The 23,699-nt window shown below is 37.4% G+C and carries 16 protein-coding genes and 1 riboswitch; of the genes, 7 read left to right on the top strand and 9 right to left on the bottom strand.

From position 1 onward, the window contains the following. Positions 1–702: 702 nt before the first annotated feature. The 4 genes from K4L44_06265 to K4L44_06250 form a co-directional block, all read right to left on the bottom strand. A complete protein-coding gene (locus K4L44_06265) occupies positions 703–1,980 on the bottom strand; it encodes an IS4 family transposase (GenBank protein ID QZE15433.1) in 1,278 nt (425 codons plus the stop codon). Between the two features lie 988 nt (positions 1,981–2,968). Further along, the gene (gene metA, locus K4L44_06260; protein QZE15432.1) at positions 2,969–3,877 is read right to left on the bottom strand and encodes a homoserine O-succinyltransferase; all 909 of its coding nucleotides are present in this window, start codon (positions 3,875–3,877) and stop codon (positions 2,969–2,971) included. A 64-nt stretch (positions 3,878–3,941) separates the two neighbouring features. After that, entirely contained in the window at positions 3,942–5,234 is a 1,293-nt protein-coding gene (locus tag K4L44_06255; GenBank protein QZE15431.1) for an O-acetylhomoserine aminocarboxypropyltransferase/cysteine synthase, read from the bottom strand. Positions 5,235–5,255: 21 nt separating this feature from the next. Next, positions 5,256–6,644 carry an aspartate kinase gene (locus K4L44_06250; GenBank protein QZE15430.1) on the bottom strand — a complete coding sequence of 463 codons (1,389 nt, stop codon included), beginning with the start codon at positions 6,642–6,644 and terminating at the stop codon, positions 5,256–5,258. Positions 6,645–6,819: 175 nt separating this feature from the next. After that, positions 6,820–6,930, bottom strand: a riboswitch (SAM riboswitch). Positions 6,931–7,165: 235 nt separating this feature from the next. On the opposite strand from K4L44_06250, the gene K4L44_06245 reads away from it, so the two are divergent. From K4L44_06245 to K4L44_06230, 4 genes are all read left to right on the top strand, one after another. Then, on the top strand, positions 7,166–7,561 hold the full coding sequence (locus tag K4L44_06245; GenBank protein QZE15429.1) for a hypothetical protein: 396 nt from the start codon (positions 7,166–7,168) through the stop codon (positions 7,559–7,561). A 28-nt stretch (positions 7,562–7,589) separates the two neighbouring features. Further along, positions 7,590–8,201 (top strand): trimeric intracellular cation channel family protein, encoded by a 612-nt coding sequence (locus tag K4L44_06240; protein QZE15428.1) that lies wholly within the window; start codon positions 7,590–7,592, stop codon positions 8,199–8,201. Between the two features lie 323 nt (positions 8,202–8,524). Then, positions 8,525–9,262: a hypothetical protein gene (locus K4L44_06235; GenBank protein QZE15427.1), complete on the top strand. Its 738-nt coding sequence runs from the start codon at positions 8,525–8,527 to the stop codon at positions 9,260–9,262. Positions 9,263–9,553: 291 nt separating this feature from the next. Next, the gene (locus tag K4L44_06230; GenBank protein ID QZE15426.1) at positions 9,554–10,906 is read left to right on the top strand and encodes a cation:dicarboxylase symporter family transporter; all 1,353 of its coding nucleotides are present in this window, start codon (positions 9,554–9,556) and stop codon (positions 10,904–10,906) included. A gap of 311 nt (positions 10,907–11,217) precedes the next feature. Here K4L44_06230 and K4L44_06225 read toward each other — a convergent pair whose 3' ends face one another. The 3 genes from K4L44_06225 to K4L44_06215 form a co-directional block, all read right to left on the bottom strand. After that, the gene (locus K4L44_06225) at positions 11,218–12,660 is read right to left on the bottom strand and encodes a DUF2807 domain-containing protein (GenBank protein QZE15425.1); all 1,443 of its coding nucleotides are present in this window, start codon (positions 12,658–12,660) and stop codon (positions 11,218–11,220) included. Positions 12,661–12,969: 309 nt separating this feature from the next. Continuing rightward, positions 12,970–14,322: a DUF2807 domain-containing protein gene (locus K4L44_06220; protein ID QZE15424.1), complete on the bottom strand. Its 1,353-nt coding sequence runs from the start codon at positions 14,320–14,322 to the stop codon at positions 12,970–12,972. Positions 14,323–14,634: 312 nt separating this feature from the next. Next, positions 14,635–15,609, bottom strand: coding sequence for a DUF2807 domain-containing protein (locus tag K4L44_06215; protein ID QZE15423.1), 975 nt, complete (start codon positions 15,607–15,609; stop codon positions 14,635–14,637). A gap of 212 nt (positions 15,610–15,821) precedes the next feature. Here K4L44_06215 and K4L44_06210 point away from each other — a divergent pair, with 212 nt between their 5' ends. After that, entirely contained in the window at positions 15,822–16,232 is a 411-nt protein-coding gene (locus tag K4L44_06210) for a DoxX family protein (GenBank protein ID QZE15422.1), read from the top strand. A gap of 524 nt (positions 16,233–16,756) precedes the next feature. On the opposite strand, the gene K4L44_06205 is transcribed toward K4L44_06210, so the two are convergent. Continuing rightward, entirely contained in the window at positions 16,757–18,319 is a 1,563-nt protein-coding gene (locus tag K4L44_06205) for a sulfatase (protein ID QZE15421.1), read from the bottom strand. Between the two features lie 10 nt (positions 18,320–18,329). Then, positions 18,330–19,949 (bottom strand): beta-N-acetylhexosaminidase, encoded by a 1,620-nt coding sequence (locus K4L44_06200; GenBank protein QZE15420.1) that lies wholly within the window; start codon positions 19,947–19,949, stop codon positions 18,330–18,332. Between the two features lie 405 nt (positions 19,950–20,354). On the opposite strand from K4L44_06200, the gene K4L44_06195 reads away from it, so the two are divergent. Together K4L44_06195 and mnmE are read left to right on the top strand one after the other, a co-directional pair. Next, entirely contained in the window at positions 20,355–21,779 is a 1,425-nt protein-coding gene (locus K4L44_06195) for a sulfatase-like hydrolase/transferase (protein ID QZE15419.1), read from the top strand. Between the two features lie 392 nt (positions 21,780–22,171). Next, positions 22,172–23,572, top strand: coding sequence for a tRNA uridine-5-carboxymethylaminomethyl(34) synthesis GTPase MnmE (mnmE, locus tag K4L44_06190; protein QZE15418.1), 1,401 nt, complete (start codon positions 22,172–22,174; stop codon positions 23,570–23,572). Positions 23,573–23,699 lie beyond the last annotated feature (127 nt).

Below are 23,699 nucleotides of genomic sequence, written 5' to 3'. Positions count from 1 at the left end.
TCTTTATAAAACACTTCTAAGGAGGTTGTCTTTTAGGCAACCTCTTTTTTTTATGCCCTATTACGAGTTATTTTGTTGTATCATAACTACAAACCAAGGATCAGGCATTGTTTTAGGTGGATCAACCATACTGTTATCATCTTCGTAATCGTTGCATTGTGTCATATGATACAAGGCAATACCTTTTATCTACGGGACTTGCATCATCTATTGATGTGGTAATTTTGTTGCTGCAACTCCTGGGAGCCGCGAAGGTCTCGTGCAATACTTCCAATATCAATAGAACCCATCCTATTGTCATAATAAACGGAAGCAGGAGTTTTTTATCTCCCAGGTGTTGATGCATTGATTGGTTGATGTTCGATTAATGTGGTGGCAATATGTTGTATGGTAGCTGCAAACCCATGTGTTTGCCTTGATGCGTCAACCATGTTATTATCATTTTTTATGTCGTTGTATTGCATGATATGAGACAAGGCAGTGCCGTTGTCTCTACGGTTGGGTACAACATTTATGGTTGTGGGAACTTATGGTCGCATCGATTATTGTGGGGACAATTTGTTGCGTAAACTCCTGGGAGCCTCGAAGCTCCTGCTTCGTGATTGCACGAGACCTCGTGCAATACTTCCAATATCAATAGAACCCATCATATTGTCATAATAAACGGAAGCAGGAGCTCAATGTCATTAAGTTAAGCTTTAATTATATTGCATCTCTTTGATTCGTAAGTGTTTTTGGACGTTTTCTGTTATCAAATTTTCTAGTGTCTCGCTCATTTTTTCTATTCGGTCGTATAGGAATTGTGTGTTTTTTTAATAGTTCTTTAATCTGAAATATCGTTTTGGACATTTCTTGTTCTGTAAAGAATATCTCAATGATTCTATTCTTCAAGATTCCATAGGATACATTATTGTTTACTTTGTAATTGTATTTTTTAGTCCCTTTCTGTTCTTTTAATTCATCATTAATCTCTTCGATTAATAAGGTTTGGATATTGCTAACAAAAATAGTGGAATAAAAATCTTGTAATATCACTTGTTCTGAGTTCCCTGAAAAGTTTCCAACCTTCAGTTTATTCTTCAATTCATTATAATAAATCTCCACATTCCATCTCTTGAAATACAGGTCTTTAAATATGTTATTTCTATACTCATCTTTATCAAGAAGAGAACTTATAAGAATTTCAACAGTGCCATTTGGCAACACAACTTTATTCATGCGTACAATGATAGTTTCATCACCAGTGTAACCTTTTTCTTTTAAACATGTTATACTTGGAGATAATTCAATCAACTTTGTTTTATCCGTACTATTCAAAAACTCTTTTGTTTCTTTATTAAAGTTCGTTTGAACTCGAAAAAGAAAGTCAATATCCCTTTTCTTATGTTGATACATCATATCAAAAGAAGGATAGCCTCTGTCATATAAAATAAGATCACCAGGAGTTGCATGCTTTATATGATCAATCGCTAAATCTCGTTCTGTTCTAGAAAGTGGCTGAAGTGTTGAATCAATAACAAATCCATTTAATACATCATATAATAAAGAAACTCTTCCCTGAATAATAGGTTCTTTTGTATGTGGTTGATTAGATCCAAAGACTTCCATTAACTCTTTGGTATTGGGTAGAGTTAGAAGCGATCCATCTACTGCAAGGACTCTAAACTTATGCCATTTCTTATAAGTATTATCAGTATAAAATTCATCAGTAAGTTTCTTTGATAAAACATCAAACACCTTGTAATCAATCTTTTTTCTGCTTTGAACAAATGCACTCTTGGTAAAATGATCATCTGTTTTAAGTTTTTTGTCTTTGTTAAATACACCAATGATATTATCAATTTCAATAGATAGTGTCTTGGTAATTCTATTCATTAAAAAGAGAAGTATTTTCGGGAATTTTAATTTTCTATTTCTTGTAAAATCTTTGTCGTTCATTCTATATTGATTCTGTAATTCATTCGAATATATATATTGCATTATCTTTTTCAATATGAACTCAGGTGTTTTTTTTACCATGTCTATGTTGTTGATTATGAATACAATATACGAAATATTTATCATAATAACAAGCCAAGCCATTGATAATCAACACATTACTTAACTTAATGACATTGAGCAGGAGCTTCCTATCTCCCAGGTGTTGACGCATCGATGGGTTGATGTTCGGTATATTGGTACCGATTTATTGTGGCAATATGTTGTATGGTAGCTGCAAACTCATGTGTTTGCCATGATGCGTCCAACATGTTATTATCATTTTTTATGTCGTTGTATTTTGTAGTAAATTTATATATGGTCCCAACGAGGGCAAACACATGGGTTTGCAGCTACCACGTCGTATTTGCGTCGTTCTGATAAAATCATGTTGGTGGTTATCATTTATCGACAAGTAGTTCCTGTGCTTCGAAAGGCGGTCCTTGAGCTTGTTGAAGGGCTTTGTCCAATACATATCGTATACAACATTACGTGTTAATTGTTACAAATCACTTACACACTTTTTCTGACAGAGCTTACATGTGTAACTGACTCCACTTTAGAAGGGGATTCTTAGTATTTTTGTCCATACTTAATTCATGGTTTATTCATGCTTTAACCACCGAATCGATGGAGAATCGATGAACAAACCATGAACAAACCATGAACAAACCATGAACAAAGTACCTATCAATCCACTATGAAACTAGGCAAAAACATACTGTTATCTTACTTGAAGATTTCATTTAGGAAGGCAAAATAGGGATACATATGACCAACTTAAGGTTCTTAGTTAGTGATTCACCAACTAAAATAGGTGCTTAAAGATGTCCACAACACCATTAATAAGATGAAATTGAGTGACGCCACAACAGCGGAACAGCCCCCATTTAGATGGAAAACATGAGCTCCTCGCTTAAACATGATGCAAGGAGCTAAAGGGATATTTTAGAAATCACTCAAAGAGATTCTTAAAATGGACACGTTTATCCTAACTCCACTCATAAGGAGTCAACTGGTAGACATGGTAGTTTAGCCAATTTGAAAATAGAAGATGGGCATGCGAAGCCCATATTTTAGTAGGTTTTAAAGTGGGGTCGTCTAGAGGAAAATAGTTCTTAGGAACGGTAGGATTCAATCCCTTCGCGACATCTCTATCATACTCCTGTTTAAGCGTATTTCTAGCATATTCAGCATGTCCTGTAACAAAGAGTTGCCTACTATCCCTAGACATCACCATATAAGCCCCAGCCTCCTCAGAAGAGGATAGTAACTCCAATGCTTTACAACGAACAACATCCTCCACTCTTACTTCACTGTTGCGAGAGTGAGGAATATAGAAAAGGTCGTCAAAACCACGTAAAATTGGATGAGTGGGACATGATAAGGTATGAGGATAAACACCAGATAACTTCTTAGAGAGAGGATATTTCTGTAACCCATAAAAATGGTATAAAGCAGCTTGAGAAGCCCAACATATAAACATACTGCTGGTAACATTGGTCTGAGACCAATCCAGAATCTCTTGCATTTCAGCCCAATAAGCAACCTCTTCATAAGGGAGGTGTTCAATAGGAGCCCCCGTTACAATCAATCCATCATAACGTTGATTCTTCACCTCACCAAAAGGTCGATAAAAGTTGTCTAAATGGTTGCTACTGGTATTCTTTGAAAGGTGTGTTTCTAGACGAACAAAATCGATCTCTACTTGAAGTGGCGTATTCGAAAGAAGGCGCAACAGATCAGTTTCAGTAGTCTCTTTTACAGGCATTAGGTTCACGACTGCAATACGCATGGTACGAATATCTTGGCTTTCGGCTCTTTGGGCCTTCATAACAAAGATATTCTCCTCTTTAAGCTGGGTGATTGCAGGCAAACCATTGGGGACTTTTAAAGGCATGTTTTTCAGTTCATTTAAGTAAAAGAGGAGACCATCCACCGAGATGAATGGCTCCAAAAATATGTTATGCTTTCAATGCTTGTTCGAAATCAGCAATAATATCATCAATATGTTCGATACCCACAGAGATACGAAGCATTGCAGGATGTACCCCTGCTTTTAATTGTGCCTCTTCATCCATCTGATGATGTGTTGTAGTAGCAGGTTGAATAATCAATGTTTTGGTATCCCCAACATTGGCCAAGTGTTGTGCCAACTTTACATTTTCAACTACTTTTTTGGCAGCCTCTTTTCCACCTTTCACAACCACCGTAAGAACCCCACCAGCACCTTGAGATAGATATTTTTGAGCTAACTCATAATCTGGACTGCTCTCTAGGCCTGGGTAGTTCACCTGCTCCACAGAAGGATGTTTCTCCAACCATTTAGCCAAAGCCAAAGTGTTTCCTACATGACGTTCCATACGCAACGACAAGGTCTCTAATCCTTGAGCCAAAAGGAAGCTATTAAAAGGAGAGATAGAGGTTCCATAATCACGAAGCCCCTCGACTCTTGCTTTAATAATAAATGCGATATTACCGAAATCACTATCTTTACCAAATACCTCGGCATAGTTCATTGCATGGTCATCCTCTGGGTCTCCCTGAAAATCAGGAAATTTACCATTACCCCAATCGTAGTTACCACCATCGACAATCACTCCTCCTATTGAAGTACCGTGGCCACCAATCCATTTGGTAGCAGACTCAACAACAATATTAGCACCCCATTCAATAGGACGACAAAGGTAGCCCCCTCCTGCAAAAGTATTATCCACAATCACAGGAAGGTCGTATTTCTTAGCCACAGCAACTAACTTTTCGAAATCAGGAATCTTAAATCCAGGGTTACCAATGGTTTCAAAATAGATTGCTTTGGTATTTGCATCAATCAACTTTTCAAAGTCGTCAGGAGCCAATGAGTCGGCAAAACGACATTGGATACCGATCTTCTTAAAAGTGGTATGAAATTGGTTATAAGATCCTCCATAGAGGTAAGGAGAAGAGACAAAATTATCTCCAACCGATAATATATTAGTTAAGGCCACAAACTGGGCAGCATGGCCTGATGATACTGCCAATGCTCCCACTCCCCCTTCTAATGCAGCAATACGCTGTTCGAAGACATCTGAAGTCGGGTTCATGATGCGAGTATAGATATTTCCAAACTCTTTCAGTTCAAATAGATTCACGGCATGTTCATCACTATCAAAAGCATATGCTGCTGTTTGGTAAATAGGGGTAGCACATGCTTTTGTCGTCGGATCTGTTTGACGCCCAGCATGAACCTGTAGCGTCTCAAAGTTCTTTTTTGTCATGATAAATTTGATTTTGGTTTTTTATTTTGGTGAAAATTTTTTTTCAAATAGAGATCGATGCATTGCTTGAATTGCTCTAGTCCTATCCGTCTCTGATACAATAAAGTAGCTTACAACCGGCGAAGCACAGGAACAACTCATACGAACATTAATCTTCTCTTCAGCCAAAGAGGAGAAGATACGTGCAGCTATACCATAATTATCTATTAACCCCTCTCCAATAGCGGCGATGGTTGCCACATCTTCATGATGCTCTATCTCCATTACACTCGGGATGGTAGAGATATCAATCAGGCTTTTAGCACGATGAAGGTCATTCTTGTGTAGGAGAAAGTTAATAGAGATCTGAGAGGTCAAAACAGAGTTAATATTAATCCCTGCATTGCTAAAAGCAGTAGTCACCACAGAGAGTATCCCTGGTTTACTTCCGACACCAGGACCCTTTAGTTTTAAGATACCAAACTCGCTTGTATGTGTAATACTCTTCACCACAGAAGCACAGACATATCCATCTCCACCAATAATAGTCAATGGATTAGAGTCGTCAGAAGCCCCATGAATATGGAATAGACGTAGCGATATATTAGGCTCAATCAGAGGTTCGACACAACGTGGATGAAGGATTTTTGCTCCAAAATAGGCCAATTCAGCAGCCTCCACATAACTTAGATGCTTGATATTCTTTGCTTGAGATACCTCTCTAGGGTCTGAAGTTAGAAATCCCTCTACATCCTTCCACACATCCAATGACTTGGCATCAACACACTTGGCAATGGCTGCAGCAGAATAGTCGCTACCCCCTCTACCAAGAAGGGTGACTTTTCCTTTGGTACTGATCCCATAGAAGCCAGGCACGACATATATTTTTGACTCCTTGAAATACTCCATCAGCGCATGCTTGCTCTTTTTGAAGTCAACCGACGCATTGGCAAAAATACCATCGGTAATAAGACCAAAGTCTTCAGGATATGCGACTACAGACTTTAACTCACGCTGCTTTAAGACATAAGACAGAAAGATTGCAGAAAGCCTCTCCCCATACGACAATACAAAATCACATAAAGCAGGGGAAGCATCTGCCGTAAGATAGATCCCTTTTAAAAGATTTGAGAGTTCTTCAAGACAGGTATCAATCTCATTCCAAGCCTCTTCGCAAAGTGCGGTATCGGTAATATGATACTCCACAGCATCTCTTTTTAAGGCATGTAGATAAGAGTAGACTGTTCTTGAAACATCTTCTCCTTGTTTTAGAGTCTCTAACGACTCTTCTAGGTAGTTTGTTACTCCATAAAATGCGGATACCACAACAATAAGACGTTCACCGTAATTCTCTATTACTTTGATAATACGAGTTACGTCTGACTTGTCCTTCAGATTGGATCCGCCGAATTTTACAACAATATTCGGCATAAAATAATAAATAATGTGATTGGGAAATGAGATAACTTGCTTGTAAAGCATTCATCTGAGCCTTCGAACCAACGTGGTAGTGTTTTTTATCTAAAACTAGCTGGTTGAAGGCTAGAGCATGGAGATACTCGTTCGTGTTATCGTTGTCATCGTGATCATAAACTCTTTTTTTTATTCATTATGATCTAGGTATTGGCACCTTGTTTTGGCAATTAAAACCGTTTATTATCAAAATAGGTTGTCAGAGATTCATTGAGCCTAGTCTCTCCTCTCTTCTACATAATCAACAGATCTAAACAGGGTTGATCTTCGACTTGCACTTCAAACATATCAAATTAACAGCACAGATCCAAATACACAAGCAATACAAAACAAAAAAGTCCCGTTTATTAACAATTCGGTAACATCTATTTTGAAAACAATAAAGAAGATTTATATTTTGAAAATGAGAAAAAAATGTACCTTTGACGCAGTTTAAAATGAATAAAAATATAGATTGTATTTTTCTTTTATAAATTTATATGAACCATAATCAAGAAACATCTGTACTTCATAAAATCGCAGGAAAATGGAGATTTAATGAAGACTTTGGAATGGGCAGCGACACTGGCTATGCACTATTGAAAGTGAAAGACGATCAAGTTGTTGGTAAGATCAAGGTAACGGAACAGATCGAAGGAGATGCTTCTTTTGTTGTTGAACATCAAATTGAAGGGGAAGTCGATGGAGATTCATTTCGTTTCCGAAGTGTTAAATCAAACATCCTGTATTCTCTAGAACCAATACATTATGAATTAGACCAATGGGAAGGGACTTTCACAGAGGAAGGTAAGATTGTTGGGGCTAGTATTGATGATCAAGGTACTTGTGGAGTCTTTGTAATGGAGAGATTCCCAGAGTCAGAGAGTGAATTATAATATTTTTTAATTCTATAGCACTCCTTTTATGGATTTAGTTTATACGCTAGACTTAATTGGTACTGTAGCGTTTGCGATCTCTGGGACTTTATCGGCCATGGAGAAGCGATTTGACCTATTTGGGGCATTATTTATTGCGGCTGTAACGGCAGTGGGAGGTGGAACAGTAAGAGATTGCCTCATCGGATCAACCCCTGTAACTTGGATGAAAACCCCATATTATTTATTGGCCATCTTCATCGGATTCTTACTCACGATTCTTTTTAAGAGACGAGTTCTTCGACTAAAGAAAACGTTATTTCTTTTCGATACCATTGGGATTGCCATCTTTACGGTCATTGGTGTGGGAAAAGGCTTGGAATATGGATTACCTTCTTATAGTGCCATTATGATGGGGGTATCTACGGCAGTCGTTGGAGGAGTACTTCGAGATGTCTTTTGCAACGATATTCCTCTTATATTTCATCGAGAGATCTATGCAACAGCATGTATCACAGGAGGGATATTTTACACACTATTACACTATTTAAACTACAATGAGAATGTAATTATACCCATTACCTCTCTTGTAATTGTTATAATCAGACTTTTAAGTGTAAGATTCAATTGGTCCTTACCAAAATCCGATCTTAAAGGATAGAATAACCTTTCTATTCCCATATAATTTATTTAATATTACACATAAGTTTTGTCCCATCTGCAAGGGGACAAAAAAAGATCGATGATATTGTAAATTCTTACAAACCTTAACACTTAAGGTGATATTTTAAGAAGTAATGAAAGCTCATGTAGCATTCTACATAAGTCTTTCAATCTTATCGATCCTATTCTCGACCCTTTATACAAATACTGTTTGTAAAAAACCATTGTTGTTGATTCTATTTATAGCATATGGGAATAAAGGGTCGAGATCTTTGTTTTTTTTATTATAATAATTATCCCTAATTAAAACAGTTCAAACTTATGTACAAGAGTAATATTTCTGTATTCTCTCCAACGGGAAACACGAAAAAAGTTGCCTCTTTTATTTTAGACAACATCAAGACGAACACCCCCGCAAATCTCGATGATTTGGTTATTATTGGATGTCCTATATACAAAGGTAGGGTCCCAGTGGACTATATGAACTGGCTAGAGACACACCCATTCTACAACAAAAGTGTGATTATTGTAGAGACATTTGGAAATATTCATATCGATGATGCCCTAATCGAACTCTATGATTGGTGTACACAAAACAATAATACAGTATTAGGAGTGGTAGCCGTGGCTTCACCCCACTCATACTCCACACCACAACAACCTATCGCTACTGATAGGCCTACGAATGAAGAGTGGGCCGAATTAAAAGCATTTGCCTTAAAGATGGTCAATAAAATTGATCTAGATGTAGGACAGACTCCTCTTGCTATTCCAGGAAACCATCCCTACAGAGAACTTCTACCAACAGTTGCTATCGAACCCAAACGAGACTTACTAAAGTGTAATGACTGTCGAAAATGTCGCAGAAAATGTAGTGTAGACAACCCTTCTATTCTAGAGTTAGATGGGATCGAAGTAAAACAATGTTTGATGTGCGGAGCTTGTATAAAGACATGTCCTCAAGATGCATTAAGCTTTACAACTACTCCAATGGAACCCATTATCAATCATCTCTTCACCCTTAGTAAAGAGGTACAACCATCTCTATTTATTTCATAAAGACTTCAATGAAACTTCAAGATTACAGTCTGTTATGGATCAATCTTGAAGTTTTCAGTTATCTCAATCCTTCCTCTCCACCAGACTCATTCATAATGAAGTAATGATATCATGACAAGGAAGTAAATCCACCTCAAACATTATTCATTTAGAGAACAATATAAACTCTTCAAAAGCTAAATACTAAATTAAATTACACCATGTCGGTCAAAAAAATGAACTAAAGACTTTTGTTTTTAGTTTATTGATTCTATACTTGTAATAAAACAAGAAAAAATAAAGACCAAAACTATGTTGTCAATCTACGTATGCCTCGCAATTTTCGTGGCCCTACTGTATCTTTTAAAAACATTTTCTGTCAAAAGAGTAAAATTTCACTATCGTAATTTGATTGCAATATGCTTAGGGGTACTTTTTGGCTGGGCAATATACAGATGGGTTCCACAGGAGAGCTACAAAGAGTTAGTATATTACTTTAAGACAGTCTCTAATCTCTATATCCGTGGATTAAAATTAATGATCGTACCTATCGTTTTCATCTCCATCTGCTATACATTAGTCAAGATCAACGACCAAGAAAATATAGGAAAGAAATTTCGCCAGATCATTACCTACTTTGTTGCATCTGTATTGGGAGCAGGATCTATCGCCTTGGTTATGTCCAAGATATTTAACTTTCCGGCACTAATTCAAGTGGATGATTCTATGGCATCGCATATTGCAAAAGGCTACTCTCAAAGAATTGATGCGCTAAGTGATGCCTCCATTGGGAAAGTCGTCTATGGACTAACACAAAAAATACCAACCTCTATCTTCGATGGATTTGCTAGTAATAATATTGTAGGAACTTTGGTGGTTGCACTCCTAGTGGGACTCGCGATAAGAAAGATGCAGAAGAAAAAACCTCAAGAGATGCAAAGAGCCATCAATGCATTGAGTTCATTGCAGATAATCATAAACAGTATGACTACCTTTATTATCAAATGGACTCCTTATGGGGTGCTCTCTTTGATGACTATGGCTGTAGCTAAAAATGGTCCTTCCCTATTTGGAGACCTACTTCAATTTGTGGGGATCGCCTACCTTACCATGGCATTCATCTTCGCGATGCATTTGATTGTATTATCCTTTAGAGGAGTAAAACCTTGGGAACAACTAAAAGGAATGTTGCCAGCACTCATCACAGGATTTTCTACCCAATCAAGTGGGGCGACACTACCGGTGACTATTAAATGCTTAGAGGAGAATAGAGGAGTAGATGCAGAAACTGCAAGTTTAACAGCATCTTTGGGTACTACTATGGGAATGAATGCTTGTGGAGCCATGTGGCCAGTGTTTATGATTGTTTTGGCAACAGGGGTAAACAATCAAATGGGACTTGAAAATATAGATTTGACCTCCGTTGCATCTATCATCTCAATGCTATTAGCAGTAGTTATCTCCTCTTTTGGTATTGCAGGTTTGCCAGGCACCGCATCCTTTGCTGCGATTACCGCAATGACAATTATGGGAGTGTCTCCTCAAGTCATGGGAGTTGTACTAACTTTTGTTCTCTCTATCGACTCTCTTATCGATATGGGGCGTACTGCAACCAATATTTTTGGAGTATCTAGTGCCGCAACGTTTATCTCTCGAGGGAAATAGATATTTCTGACAATATCGTAGTCTAAAATAAAAGAAGGCCTTTTAATGAATTATCATTAAAGGCCTTCTTAAAAAGATATCACTTTACAAAAACATCTTCGGATTCAGCCCTCCCCTAGACAAATACCAAGACACTTTTTGAGATATCACATTCATTAAATTCTGATCTACTTCAACGAAAAGCAATATATAGTTATCTTCTGATGATACCCATCTAAAATAATTTTAGAAGAATCATTAGAATTACCCCACGTCGCTGCGACTCTAAATATCGTTTATTTTCTATCTAGTTCGTAAAAAGAATCTAATCTTTAGCTTATTGCTTTCTTCGAATCCCTCTTATAGTTTCCTTTAAAGAATTGTTCTGCATCACCTTCAGGGGTATTACGCTTTTTACCTTTATAGTTTCTTTTAAAGAATTGCTCTGTAGCATCATCAGGATTATTTCGTCTTTCACCTTTATAACGACCTTTAAAGAATTGCTCTGCAGCATCTTTAGGATCATTACGATATCTTCTTTTATCATTCTCCTCATCGACCGGCTTTACAAGGTCGCTTGTATTTAGGCTATACTGAACATTCTTTTCTCCTTTGAAAAACTGCTCCATATTAGCATACGATTTTTTCGGCATCCTAACCTTACGTTTACCTAAGAAGAATTGTTCCAAAAGATCGGTTCTATCATAACCATCCTGAACCTTGTATTTGCCTTTAAAAAAACTCACGAATTTATCGTCCACCTTATGTTGGTTCGGTAGTATGGACGTCTCGTTAGAGAATCGTTCTACATGACCTTTCGTATTTTTTGAACATTGAACCTTTGCCGTTCCATAACACTTCAAGTTACCTTTTGAATTCACCAAAGCATTGATCTTTTGTGTAGCATATACCGAGACAGAAGCTTTTCCAAATACTTTCACATAACACACCTCTGATTTGAGCTTTCGGGCATCTATATCTGTTTTGTCTGTATTCAAGAATAGAGAGCTAGTCTTTCCCGAAAATTCAACATCTGAAAGCCCTGTTATATTTGCATCTACTCGCTTCGATTCTATGTCTAAAGTTAGCCTACTATTTGAATTCGTAACACACTTTAAACTCCCAATGGATACAACTCCCTTGATCTTAGAAACATTCATAGTTGCAATACGACCACTCTTCGCTGACACATTTAATTTACAACTGGAGGCATTCTTAGCAATAATATTAAACTTGTTACTGGTAGCATTTAGATCCACATTACTTGCGTTACTTGCTGCTACATCAAGCAGCTCACTTCGAATAATCAACTTATTGGAACTAGCATTTATCGCAACCATTTTAATTTCTTTCGCACTAAATTCTCCCCTAACTTTAGAAGCATTTTCTTGAGCCATATCGAAGTGATCTCCAAAATCGAATTTCTCCTTGAATACTACAGTCGCAGTATTACGTACTAGCATTTTACGAAATATTGGAGTATAGAGCACGATATGGTTTTTGGAAGCAACCTCTTCTTCTGTCACACGAAAACTTTTATCGAAATAACACCGTAGCGTACCATTATCAGATTGAACCTTCAATTTATCGAGAAAATTTGGACTACCAAATATCTCTACATAGGGATCCTCTGCATGATGAATCTCCACTTTTATATTATTATCAACAATGAGCCTATCAAAAGAAGCAATAACTTGCTTTTCTTGAGCAAATGTTGGAGTACAAACAGCCCCGATAATATAGAGCAAAATTGTAAGATGTTTAAGTCTTTTCATATCATTACATTTAAGTTACTACATGTATGACGTGCACCTCAAAGGAAAGTTACATATTTTAACAAGATATTTATTTTGGGCTATATTAAATATCACACATTAGAATATTTTCCTATATTGAAGTCACACGAATAATGAAAAAACATAGTACAATTCAACAAACATCAAACACAGAAAACTCACAATCAATAGGTTTGCACACAAACACCTTAGATAAGGTTTCCAAATCATCATATTATGAGCAAAAAAAAGAGTGTCTACGAAAGACACTCCCTTATGCTAAATTATAAATACGATAACCATTCAAGACTAAAAATTCTTTGCAAAAAAGGCTTCCGCTTTATCATAAGCCATGTTCGTTTTTATTTTAACCTTCTTAGATACTTTCTTTACATCCGAGTCTAGGTTTGCCTTATACCAGGCCTCCACATCTTTAGAGGCCATTACAATCTCTTCTTTCACATCATCGGCGATATCTCTTATGTCTTCTCTTGTAAAGTCGTCGGAAGTCTCATTTTTATTTTGATCAAGCCATGATTTTGAAGGTTGATCAGTCGATGTATTGAAACTATCAATATCATCAGGATTATTATCCTTGTTTTTATTCTCATCGAACCATTTTTCGCTCCCAGTCTTAATATCAGAAATAACCTTAGAGGCCTCCTTCGAAACCGTATTCTCGATATTAGAAACATTTCTTTCAAAACGACTACCAAATTGAACCTTAGGAGAGCCAGTATACTCTAACTTACCTCTCTTATTTACAATTGCATTAATTTTTTTCGTAGCATGGACCTTCACTTTTGCATTATCGTCAATTTTAACAAAACACACTTCAGAAATGAGTCCTTTCGCATCTAAATCTGCGGTTTTGGTATTTACCACAAGGATACCTGTTTTTCCTGACAAATGGGAATCCGAGATTCCATTTAGGTTTAATTCGACACGATCAGATTGCGTATTTAGATCAAGGTCACTACTACTAGCAGTCGAACACTTTAGATTTGCAATCTTTAAGTTACCCTCAACATCAGAAGCATCTTTTGAAACAATCTCTCCTGTCTCTGCCACGACATCAAGATTACAATCGGAAGCATCACGTGCAAATAAGAAGAACTCATTCGCTAAAGACTTTAATTCAACATCGCTGGCGTCCTCAGCATGTACACGTAGATAGTCACATTTTTTCACTGTCAAGTTACAATCACTGGCATCCTCTAAATCGATTGTCACATTCTCCGCACTTACTACTCCGGTGAAATCAGATGCAGCTTCTTGATTTAACTCAAATCGATCTTCTAAAACAAAGTGATCCATTAAAGTGACGTCTGTAGCATCTTGCATTTCAATTCTAAGAAATGATGGCGTATATAAAACAATACGATTTTTAGGTTGATTCTCTCTCTTTTTGCTTTTGAATTTACCATTTATATAACATCTTAACGTCGTTCCTTTTGATGAAACACGTACGACTTTAAGAAATTCTTGACTTCCATATACTTCAACATATGGTGTTTTACTATAATGAACCTCTACATTCACAATGTCCTCTACTACAAGAGTCTGAAACGGAGCTATGTTCTTTCGCACTTGTGCTATAGATGAGGCAACCACACCAACCCAAAGCAGGGTAATAATAGAAAGAAGTTTTAATGTTTTCATATCAATCTTTGTTTTTTTAATATTACTCTATACCTAAGACGCAACAAAGAACAAAACGTTACATAATTTAATAAGATATTATCACTATTTTGGTATTATCACAAAAACAGCCCCTGATTATCAACAAACAAGCGATTGCAACAAAATGTCCTTTTTGTTAAATATATTAAATCTAAAACGACTCTACCCTATGATTTTTAGAATCTAAGCATATCTATATTTCTTTAATTATAGATAGTATCTATTAAGACACAAATTAATGTCATTTTTAATACTTTTCCTCTCCCTCCAACAATCATTATCATCAGTCATCTACTGTACCCTCTTTACACGTGAACTCATCTCAATAGGAACATTAACATGTGGAGTTCCTTGATAATAGACCATACCTTTAGGACGTACAATTGCATGAAGCTTCTTTGTATCCCCTAGATAAACAGATGCGTCGCTTGCAATATCCACATAACACACTTGAGAGGCCAATCTTTTAGCATAAACATTACCAAAAACTGTTTGAACAGAAAAAAGGCCTGCACTTCCACGTAGTTTAGATATTGACATGGTACTTTGTATCAAATCAAAACGACTAGAGAGTACGTCAATTAATAAGTCACCTGTATTATTATTATAACACTTTAAATTAGAGACTTCCATTCTTCCTTGAACGACTCCAACCCCATCTAAATCCAATATCCCTGATTGGGCTTTAAACGATAAGTTACAACGCGAAGAACCTACATTGGTAAAATTAAATTGTTGACACGAGGTCTTCAGATCAATAGTACCAGAACCAAGACTTTTGACAATTAACCTATTACACAACACCTCTAAATTACAAGCACTTGCTCCATATACCTCATTTTCAAATCTTTTCACTTGAATCTTGCCTTTTATCGTAGCACTTCCTTTTTGAACAATTTTAAGCATAGAACCAAAATTAGAATGATAGTCCACATCTAGATGACTATAACCATGAAGGGAGATCTTGTTAAAAACGGGTGAGTTAAGAACGAGATAGTTCTTATGATTGTGGTTGTTGGTTTGACGCAACTCTTTTTTAAGGGTAAGAATCAAACTTCGTCCTTGTTGGATTACACGAACCCTTGATCGATATGCAGGATCGCCATGAATCTCTAAAGAAGGGTTTTTTGCATATTTCAGAATGATATGGATCGTCTCTCCAACTTCCAGACTCGTAAACTTCTTTAATGGTTTTGTCTCTTGCGCAATACCCCAATAGGAGTAAAATGACAATACAAACATCAAAAACCACTTTATCTTTTTCATAGTCATATATAGCTAGTTTGTTTTCATATTTTTAGCCCACTCCACAAAAGGCTAGAGAACCATCACAAATATACACATTTAACAAACATTAAATAAAACAAAATATCATTTCGTTTTTGACTAAAAAGATACGATCTCTTAAGTAAATTATGGTTAAACAAAGTTTCCCCTTGTTTGTTAGCATAAGAAGTAACTTCTTAACAAAAAAACAGATGATAAAATCTATTCTTTTTTCAAGTAAGGTGACGGGGACAAGTCTTGCTCTCCTTGTCTTACGTGTCGCTTTAGGACTATTGATGATAACTCACGGTTGGGGTAAGTTCGAAGCTTACGACACATTAATAGCCAAAGAGCAGTTTCCAGCAATTGTTATTTCAGTAAAAGTATCCGTTATTTTAGCCATTTTTGCAGAATTAGTATGTGCTGCATTGGTAGTGATAGGCGCTTTCACTCGATTAGCAACAATACCTCTAATTATTACCATGCTTGTTGCGGTGTTATTGATTCATGCTGGCGATCCAATAGGACAAAAAGAGTTGGCAATACTATATCTTGTGGGATTTATTGCCCTATTTATTATGGGACCAGGGAAGTTTTCTATCGATCAGTTGGTTAAAAAATAGGAGTATTACGGATCAAATATTATTTTAGGAGGACTCGTCAAATTGATAAAATAATATCTAGTTTATTTGCCATGATTTATCAATCATCCAATTAAGATCATTATAGTCGACAAATTATGTTTCAGCAGCCGTAGGGACATACTTGAAATAAATAGGTTCAAACCATGTTTTTGATATAATATAACGTTGAAACATTTTCGTTGTGACAACTTTTGGGATCCTGTGTATTAGTCAGGCCCCTGTGTTTCGACAAGGGGTCCCTGAGCTTGTCGAAGGGCTCAGTATTTCAACAAGGGGCCCTATGTTTCAACAGGTGGTCCCTGAGCTTGTCGAAGGGCTCAGTGTTTCAACAAGAGGCCCTATGTTTCAACAAGGGCTCCCTGAGCTTGTCGAAGGGCTCAGGAACCTATATTCCAATCAGTCCATCTAAAATAATGTTTGATTCTAATAAACCTTACACAATAAAAAAATAGAGGCATTGGAAAAGTCCCATGCCTCTATTTTATTGGTGTCGTAAAGTATTTTTAAATATTACTCAACTCCTTTTCCACAACCGCCTTAATCCATGGACGTTCACTATCATCATCTCCCACCTCATTGCGAAGTCGAACGATCTCATGTTTCATCTCAAGAATAATATCTTGGTATTGTGCATCTTGGCAGGCATTATGAAGCTCTTTAGGATCTTCCTTAAGGTCATAAAATTCCCACTCTGGGGCAGTACGCTTTATCTTTGAATCTTTATCCATAGGCACCCCATAATAGAGAGCCAACTTATAACGATCGTTACGCACTCCTAGATGTCCTGGTCGTATTGGATAGTGTTCCCAATAACGATAGTACATCGACTTTCGCCAAGTAGCAGGATGTTCTCCTTTTAGAAGAGGTCGAAAACTCTCCCCTTGCATCCAATTAGGCTTCTTCACCTGTGCATAATCGGCAAATAAAGCAGGAATATCGACATTTAAGATGATATCCTCATTTCGTGTTCCACCCTTAATCTCTTTTGGATAACGTATCACGAAAGGCATATGAAGCGACTCTTCTGCAATCATTCGCTTATCAAAGAAACCATGTTCTCCAAGAAAATAGCCTTGATCCGCTGTATATATAACGACAGTATTTTCATCCAATCCAGCCTCTTTTAGATAATCTAAAAGTCGACCTATATTGTCATCAATCGCAGCCCCACAACGCATAAAGTCTTTTACCAGCTTTTGGTATGCTTTCTTACGAGCAGCAATAGAGTCTAATCCTTTCGTTGAAAATGGCAACTCAGGATATTTACACCACCACTTTTCTGGATCTTCACTAGCTTTCTCCCATCTCCATATAAGATTCTCTAAAGTCTGCCCATCATAAGTTCGTCCAGTATTCTTTTTGTCAAAGTCAAGGAGTGTTTCAGGGTAAGGAATCTCTTGATCTTTATAAAGATCCTTATATCTCTCAGGAAAGTCGTATGGTTCATGTGTCGCTTTAAAGTGACACATCATCATAAAGGGCTTCTTATCATCTCTATTTTTCAACCAATCAATAGTTAGATCGGTGATGACATCTGTAGAGAAGCCTTTGATTACCTCACCCCCTTTAGGTCCCTCTTGCCAATTCTTCTCGCTCTTTAAGATAGGATCCCAATAACGACCTTGATCATGTAACACATTAAAATAATCGAACCCTGAAGGTTTAGATTTTAGATGCCATTTCCCAATAAGGGCTGTTTGGTACCCATTCTGATGAAGGAGTTTTGCCACATTAGGACGATTCTCATCCAAACGATCACGCAACATATACACTTGATTTTTGTTGCTATACTCCCCTGTCATAATGGAAGCCCTACTAGGGACACAGATAGAGTTTGTACACATTGCATTATCAAACACCATCCCTTGGTCTGCCAATCTCTCGATATTCGGGTTATGTACATAGTCTTTCAACACCCCTCCATAGATTCCCCATGCTTGGGATGTGTGGTCATCCGCCATGATAAAAAGAATATTAGGACGTTTCTTTTCGACCTCTTTCTTACTACACGACACCAAAGTCAAAAGGACTATTAGTATCGCCAATGGAGTATACTTAAACTTCATAGTTTATGGTTTATTCTTGAACACTCTTATCATGACGACGATATGCCACATGCATCTCATCAAAACGTTGATATTGTTTCTCCAGTTTCGACTCGAAATGGTTATAGTTTTTCTTCTCTAATGGAGTCCATACTAATTCAGACAAAGCGCAAAGACGAGGATAAGTCATATATTCATAGTGCGCTGGAGTCGTAACAAAATTTCCCCACATATTTGCCTGTGCTCCCATAATATACTTTTGCTCTTTTTCACTCAGACTACTAGGAGTTGGATTATAACGATAAACTTCCTTGATAGGAAGTACTTTTCTAAACTGCACATATGGTTCATTATGCTTGTCGTTTGACTGTAGATAATCGAAATATAAGAAGCTATTGGGAGTCATAACTACAGGGTGGTGCATCTTCGCAGCTTTGATACCTCCTTTTTCACCTCTCCAACTCATGACCATCGCATTGGGAGCAACCCCTCCATCAAGGATCTCATCCCAACCAATAATAGTGCGGTTATGTTTGTTTGCAAAAGCCTCCACTCTTGTTATAAAGTAACTTTGAAGTGCATTATAGTCTTTCAACGACTCCTCTTTCATTCTCTTGCTACAATGAGGACATTGTTTCCATCCATCTTTTTTCACCTCGTCGCCACCAATATGTACGATCTTTGAAGGGAAAAGCTCAAATACCTCTTTCAAAACATTTTCGACAAACTCAAAAGAGATCTCTTTTCCAGGGCAGATCACATTGCTCATCCCACCCACTTTTAGAGCTCTTACTTCTGCAGGATTTCCGGTACAAGATATTTCAGGATAGGCAGCAATTGCAGCAATAGAGTGTGCTGGGAGATCTATTTCTGGAATGATTGTAATATGACGATCCGCAGCATAAGACACCAACTCTTTGATCTGCTCTTGGGTGTAAAAACCATTATCTGGAGTCTTATCATCCACAAAAACAGCCCCTCTACGCTTAAAGATTGTATGATCTCTTTTGGAACCCACTTTAGTCAACTTAGGATAGTGAAGGACTTGCATTCTCCATCCTTGGTAGTCGGTAAGATGCCATTGAAAAGTGTTCAGTTTGTAAAGAGCCATCAAGTCGAGATGCTTCTTGATACGATCTACTGAAACAAAATAACGAGAGCAGTCCAGCATATAACCTCTCCAAGAAAATCTTGGCTGATCTTCGATCTCATAACAAGGAATGGACATCTTAATCTCAGGGGTTGGATAATAACCATCTACCGCTACAGGAAGCAGTTGGCGAATAGTCTGAATTGCATAAAAAGCTCCAGTAGATGTCGGGGCAGAAATAGTGATTTGATTTGGACGAATTACCAGCTTGTATCCCTCTTCACCCAAAGAATCGAGAAGTTTAGGATTGTGTTTCAAGACAACATCAGCATGTCGGGCTCTTTTCTTTACCTCAAATTCAAAGCCATTAGAAGTCTTCATTAGAGTAGAAAGAATCAATGCCTCTTTTTTAAACTCATTAGGGGCAGCAATTTTAATTCCACTATGGAAAGTGAATTTCCCATCAATTTTATTAGATACCATCGGTTCTGGTATAATATCGGTTGCCTGAAGTGACAACGTGATAATACACAGGAAGAGGAACAAGAATAGTTTTCTCATTTAGTTCGTTTTATTCAATGTGTTTATAATTCACTCCTAGGAGACATGGTGGATATAACCTTCTAATTCTTCAATGAGGTTTATTGAGGAGAAAGATCCCGTCAAACATCCCAAGAAATAAATATAAATATAACCTATTTATTTTACTAATCGATAGGTAATATGATAGAACATAATTAGTTTTTTTACAATTCAATTAGGAAACAAACATCAAACACTACCTAGTTTTTAACACTAATTATTCAATAATTGTATAAATATTGCAAATAAATCATATTGGGATTCATTTATCGTCAGAAATACAATCGGTGCTTAAAATTCAGTCAAACAATCATTACCTTTATTCATAACAAACACAGTAAAACTTCCCTTACTTATTAATACATAAGGGTAAAAAACACAATAATGAAAAGACAGATAACAACCTTGTTCATTCTCTTACTCGTGGCTCAATGCTTTGGAAAGAAAAAGCCAAACATTCTTTTTCTTTTTGCAGACGACCATTGTAACGAAGAGATACATGCATTAGGTAATGCAGAAGTAATCACTCCGAATCTTGACCAATTGACTTCTCAAGGAGTCACCTTCACAAACACATACAATATGGGGGCATGGAATGGTGCTGTTTGTGTCGCAAGTAGGGCCATGATGAACTCTGGAATGAGTGTTTGGAGAGCACACAATGCAGAAAAACAATTTCCTCAAAGAGCCAAAGATGGCATGATGTGGGCCCAACTTCTTGAAGAAAAAGGGTACGATACGTATATGACCGGAAAGTGGCATGTGAAGGCTCCTGTGGAGGATATCTTCATGACAGTAGCACATGAAAGACCAGGAATGCCAAACCAAACACCACAAGGATACAATAGACCTAAGAGTAGAGATGATCATCAATGGAAACCATGGGATACTAAAAATGGTGGATATTGGAAAGGTGGAAAACACTGGTCGGAAGTGGTAGCAGATGATGCCATTAAATTCCTAGACCAAAGTACTAAAAGCAAAAAGCCATTCTTTATGTATATTGCTTTTAATGCGCCACACGATCCTCGCCAAGCCCCCAAAGCCTACAATGACATGTATGATGTCGATAAGATTAAGATCCCAACAAGTTTCATGCCTGAATATCCTTGGAAAGATTTTATAGGATGTAGCAAGAAACTTAGAGACGAAAAACTTGCGCCATTCCCAAGAACCCGCTATTCAGTTCAAATGAATAGACTCGAATATTATGCACTTATCACGCATCTAGACGCACAGATAGGTCGTATTATTAAAGAGTTGAAACGCACAGGAAAAGACAAAAACACCTATATCATATATAGTGCGGATCATGGTTTGGCAGTAGGGAAACATGGTTTGATTGGAAAACAGAGTATGTATGAACACAGCATGAAACCACCACTTATTGTAATTGGCCCATCCATTCCAAAGAATGAGAAGAGAGAACAGTTGGTATACCTACAGGATGTGATGGCAACTACCTTGGATATTGCGAAAGTAAAAAAACCTACATACATAGAGTTCAACTCACTTCTTCCAATATGTAAGAGTGCCAAAGCAGATGATAATTATGATGCAATTTATGGGAGCTACCTGAACTTACAACGTATGGTTCGTGTTGGAGACTACAAGTTGATTGTATACCCAACAGCAAAGAAAGTGCTTTTATATAATGTAAAAGAAGACCCTAAAGAGCTTTACGACCTGTCTCTTCAAGACAAATATCAACCGAAAGTAAAAGAGCTTATAAAGAGACTTCAGAAAGAACAAAAACATTTCGAAGACCCATTGGATCTAACCAAATCATTTTCGGAATACTTTATCTAAAGGAGCCTATCAGTAACTTCGTATTGATACTTAAAATGATCTATGCTCATTCGTCTTTCTCATCTCAATGATAGAGAGAGAAAAAACAGTCTCTTGAAAATAGGATTCTAAATTTAGAATACTTAGGCGACGAAAAAGAGAACATAGATCCCCTTAATTATAATAAGTGCACAACAACTTCAACGATAGCCTCTCGATTTCATATTGAGAGGCTATTTTTTACACTTTTAAAAGAAGCTTCATATCTATCGCCAACGGCACTAGGGCAACCCAAAAGAATATCAGCACGAATAAGAACCATATCCACACAATAATCACTATCTTTGTCCTCTATTTTTTGACACACGTCTAGAAAGTAGAGATAAAAGAAGAATCGAATTTATTAGAAAGATATGATTGATCAATCTACTATATGTGCCATTAGTACTGCTCCAGGTGTTGGAGGAATCGCAGTGCTACGTTTATCAGGAGAAGAAGCACTTTCCATTGCAGACAAAATTTTCATTTCACCAAAAGAAGGAAAAAAACTTGTTGACCAAAAAGCCAACACACTCCATTTCGGAACCATCCAAGAGAAGGGCGAAACGATTGACGAAGTGGTGGTCTCCATCTTTCGTGCACCCCACTCCTTCACAGGAGAAGATGTAGTAGAAATCTCTTGCCATGGATCTCAATATATTCAACAATCCATCCTTCAACTTTTAATGAAGCAAGGAGCTCGATTGGCAAACCCTGGGGAGTATACCCAACGTGCCTTTCTTAATGGAAAGATGGATTTAAGTCAAGCTGAAGCCGTAGCAGACCTTATCGCATCCAACTCTTTAGCATCACATAAGATGGCGATGAGTCAGATGAAGGGGGTATTCTCTAAAGAACTGATGTCTCTTCGCAACGAATTGCTTCAAATCGTCTCGCTGATTGAATTAGAATTAGACTTCAGTGAAGAAGAGGTCGAGTTTGCAGATCGCACCCAGTTAATCCAACTTGCCAACAACATTTCTGAGATGATCCACTCCTTGGCAGACTCGTTCTCTCTTGGTAATGCTATCAAAAATGGAGTTCCTGTGGCCATCGTTGGAGAGACCAATGTTGGAAAATCTACCCTACTTAATGCACTACTCAACGAAGAGAAAGCCATTGTTTCAGATATCGAAGGAACCACAAGAGATGTCATTGAAGATGTAATCAATATCGAAGGAGTTGCATTTCGTTTCATCGACACAGCAGGTATTCGTACCACAAAAGATAAGATTGAGAGCCTTGGAATCGAACGCACATTCCAAAAACTACAACAAGCACAAGTCGTTCTTTATATGATGGACCTATCTCGTCCAACCAATGAGAACATCGCACGTTTGGATGAAGTCAGAGAAAAGATCTCTGAAGAGCAACAGGTGATTATCGTAGGAAACAAAGCAGATAAAGCTGGATCGAATGCCATCCGTGCACTTCTAGCCGACCTTCCACTGGAAAGCAACGAAGAGGTATGTTTTATCTCTGCCAAAGAACAGAAAAACATCAGCCAACTACGCTCCCTTCTAATCGAAGTATCCGAGATAGGAAACCTTCACACCCAAGATGTGATCGTCTCTAATGCACGACACTATGAAGCCTTAGTCAAAGCAGGCGATGCTATCGATAGAGTCCTTCAAGGAATTCAAAGCGGCATCTCAAACGATTTCGTTTCACAAGACATTCGTGAATGCATGCACTACCTAGGAGAGATCACAGGAGCCATCAATACCGACGAAGTACTAGGAAATATATTTAAAAATTTCTGTATCGGAAAGTAATCCTATACAAAAAAACATACATCAAAGGGACTGCGACAATCGTAGTCCCTTTTTAATTCTCTCCCATCCCTCTACCCCAACTTAAGCTTATCAAAGGACGCCATTAAGCTTAGTCGATTTAGGCTTC

The sequence above is a fragment of the Prolixibacteraceae bacterium genome, assembly GCA_019720755.1.
Taxonomy (GTDB): Bacteria; Bacteroidota; Bacteroidia; order Bacteroidales; family Prolixibacteraceae; genus Halosquirtibacter; species Halosquirtibacter laminarini.
The sequence above is the reverse complement of the archived record's forward strand: the minus strand, read 5'-3'. Positions and strand labels throughout refer to the sequence as shown.

Excerpts from the sequence above, each read along its gene's own strand:
- K4L44_06265 (QZE15433.1), bottom strand. The coding sequence starts at position 1,980 with ATGCAATATATATATTCGAATGAATTACAGAATCAATATAGAATGAAC.
- metA (QZE15432.1), bottom strand. The coding sequence starts at position 3,877 with ATGCCTTTAAAAGTCCCCAATGGTTTGCCTGCAATCACCCAGCTTAAA.
- K4L44_06255 (QZE15431.1), bottom strand. The coding sequence starts at position 5,234 with ATGACAAAAAAGAACTTTGAGACGCTACAGGTTCATGCTGGGCGTCAA.
- K4L44_06250 (QZE15430.1), bottom strand. The coding sequence starts at position 6,644 with ATGCCGAATATTGTTGTAAAATTCGGCGGATCCAATCTGAAGGACAAG.
- K4L44_06245 (QZE15429.1), top strand. The coding sequence starts at position 7,166 with ATGAACCATAATCAAGAAACATCTGTACTTCATAAAATCGCAGGAAAA.
- K4L44_06240 (QZE15428.1), top strand. The coding sequence starts at position 7,590 with ATGGATTTAGTTTATACGCTAGACTTAATTGGTACTGTAGCGTTTGCG.
- K4L44_06235 (QZE15427.1), top strand. The coding sequence starts at position 8,525 with ATGTACAAGAGTAATATTTCTGTATTCTCTCCAACGGGAAACACGAAA.
- K4L44_06230 (QZE15426.1), top strand. The coding sequence starts at position 9,554 with ATGTTGTCAATCTACGTATGCCTCGCAATTTTCGTGGCCCTACTGTAT.
- K4L44_06225 (QZE15425.1), bottom strand. The coding sequence starts at position 12,660 with ATGAAAAGACTTAAACATCTTACAATTTTGCTCTATATTATCGGGGCT.
- K4L44_06220 (QZE15424.1), bottom strand. The coding sequence starts at position 14,322 with ATGAAAACATTAAAACTTCTTTCTATTATTACCCTGCTTTGGGTTGGT.
- K4L44_06215 (QZE15423.1), bottom strand. The coding sequence starts at position 15,609 with ATGAAAAAGATAAAGTGGTTTTTGATGTTTGTATTGTCATTTTACTCC.
- K4L44_06210 (QZE15422.1), top strand. The coding sequence starts at position 15,822 with ATGATAAAATCTATTCTTTTTTCAAGTAAGGTGACGGGGACAAGTCTT.
- K4L44_06205 (QZE15421.1), bottom strand. The coding sequence starts at position 18,319 with ATGAAGTTTAAGTATACTCCATTGGCGATACTAATAGTCCTTTTGACT.
- K4L44_06200 (QZE15420.1), bottom strand. The coding sequence starts at position 19,949 with ATGAGAAAACTATTCTTGTTCCTCTTCCTGTGTATTATCACGTTGTCA.
- K4L44_06195 (QZE15419.1), top strand. The coding sequence starts at position 20,355 with ATGAAAAGACAGATAACAACCTTGTTCATTCTCTTACTCGTGGCTCAA.
- mnmE (QZE15418.1), top strand. The coding sequence starts at position 22,172 with ATGATTGATCAATCTACTATATGTGCCATTAGTACTGCTCCAGGTGTT.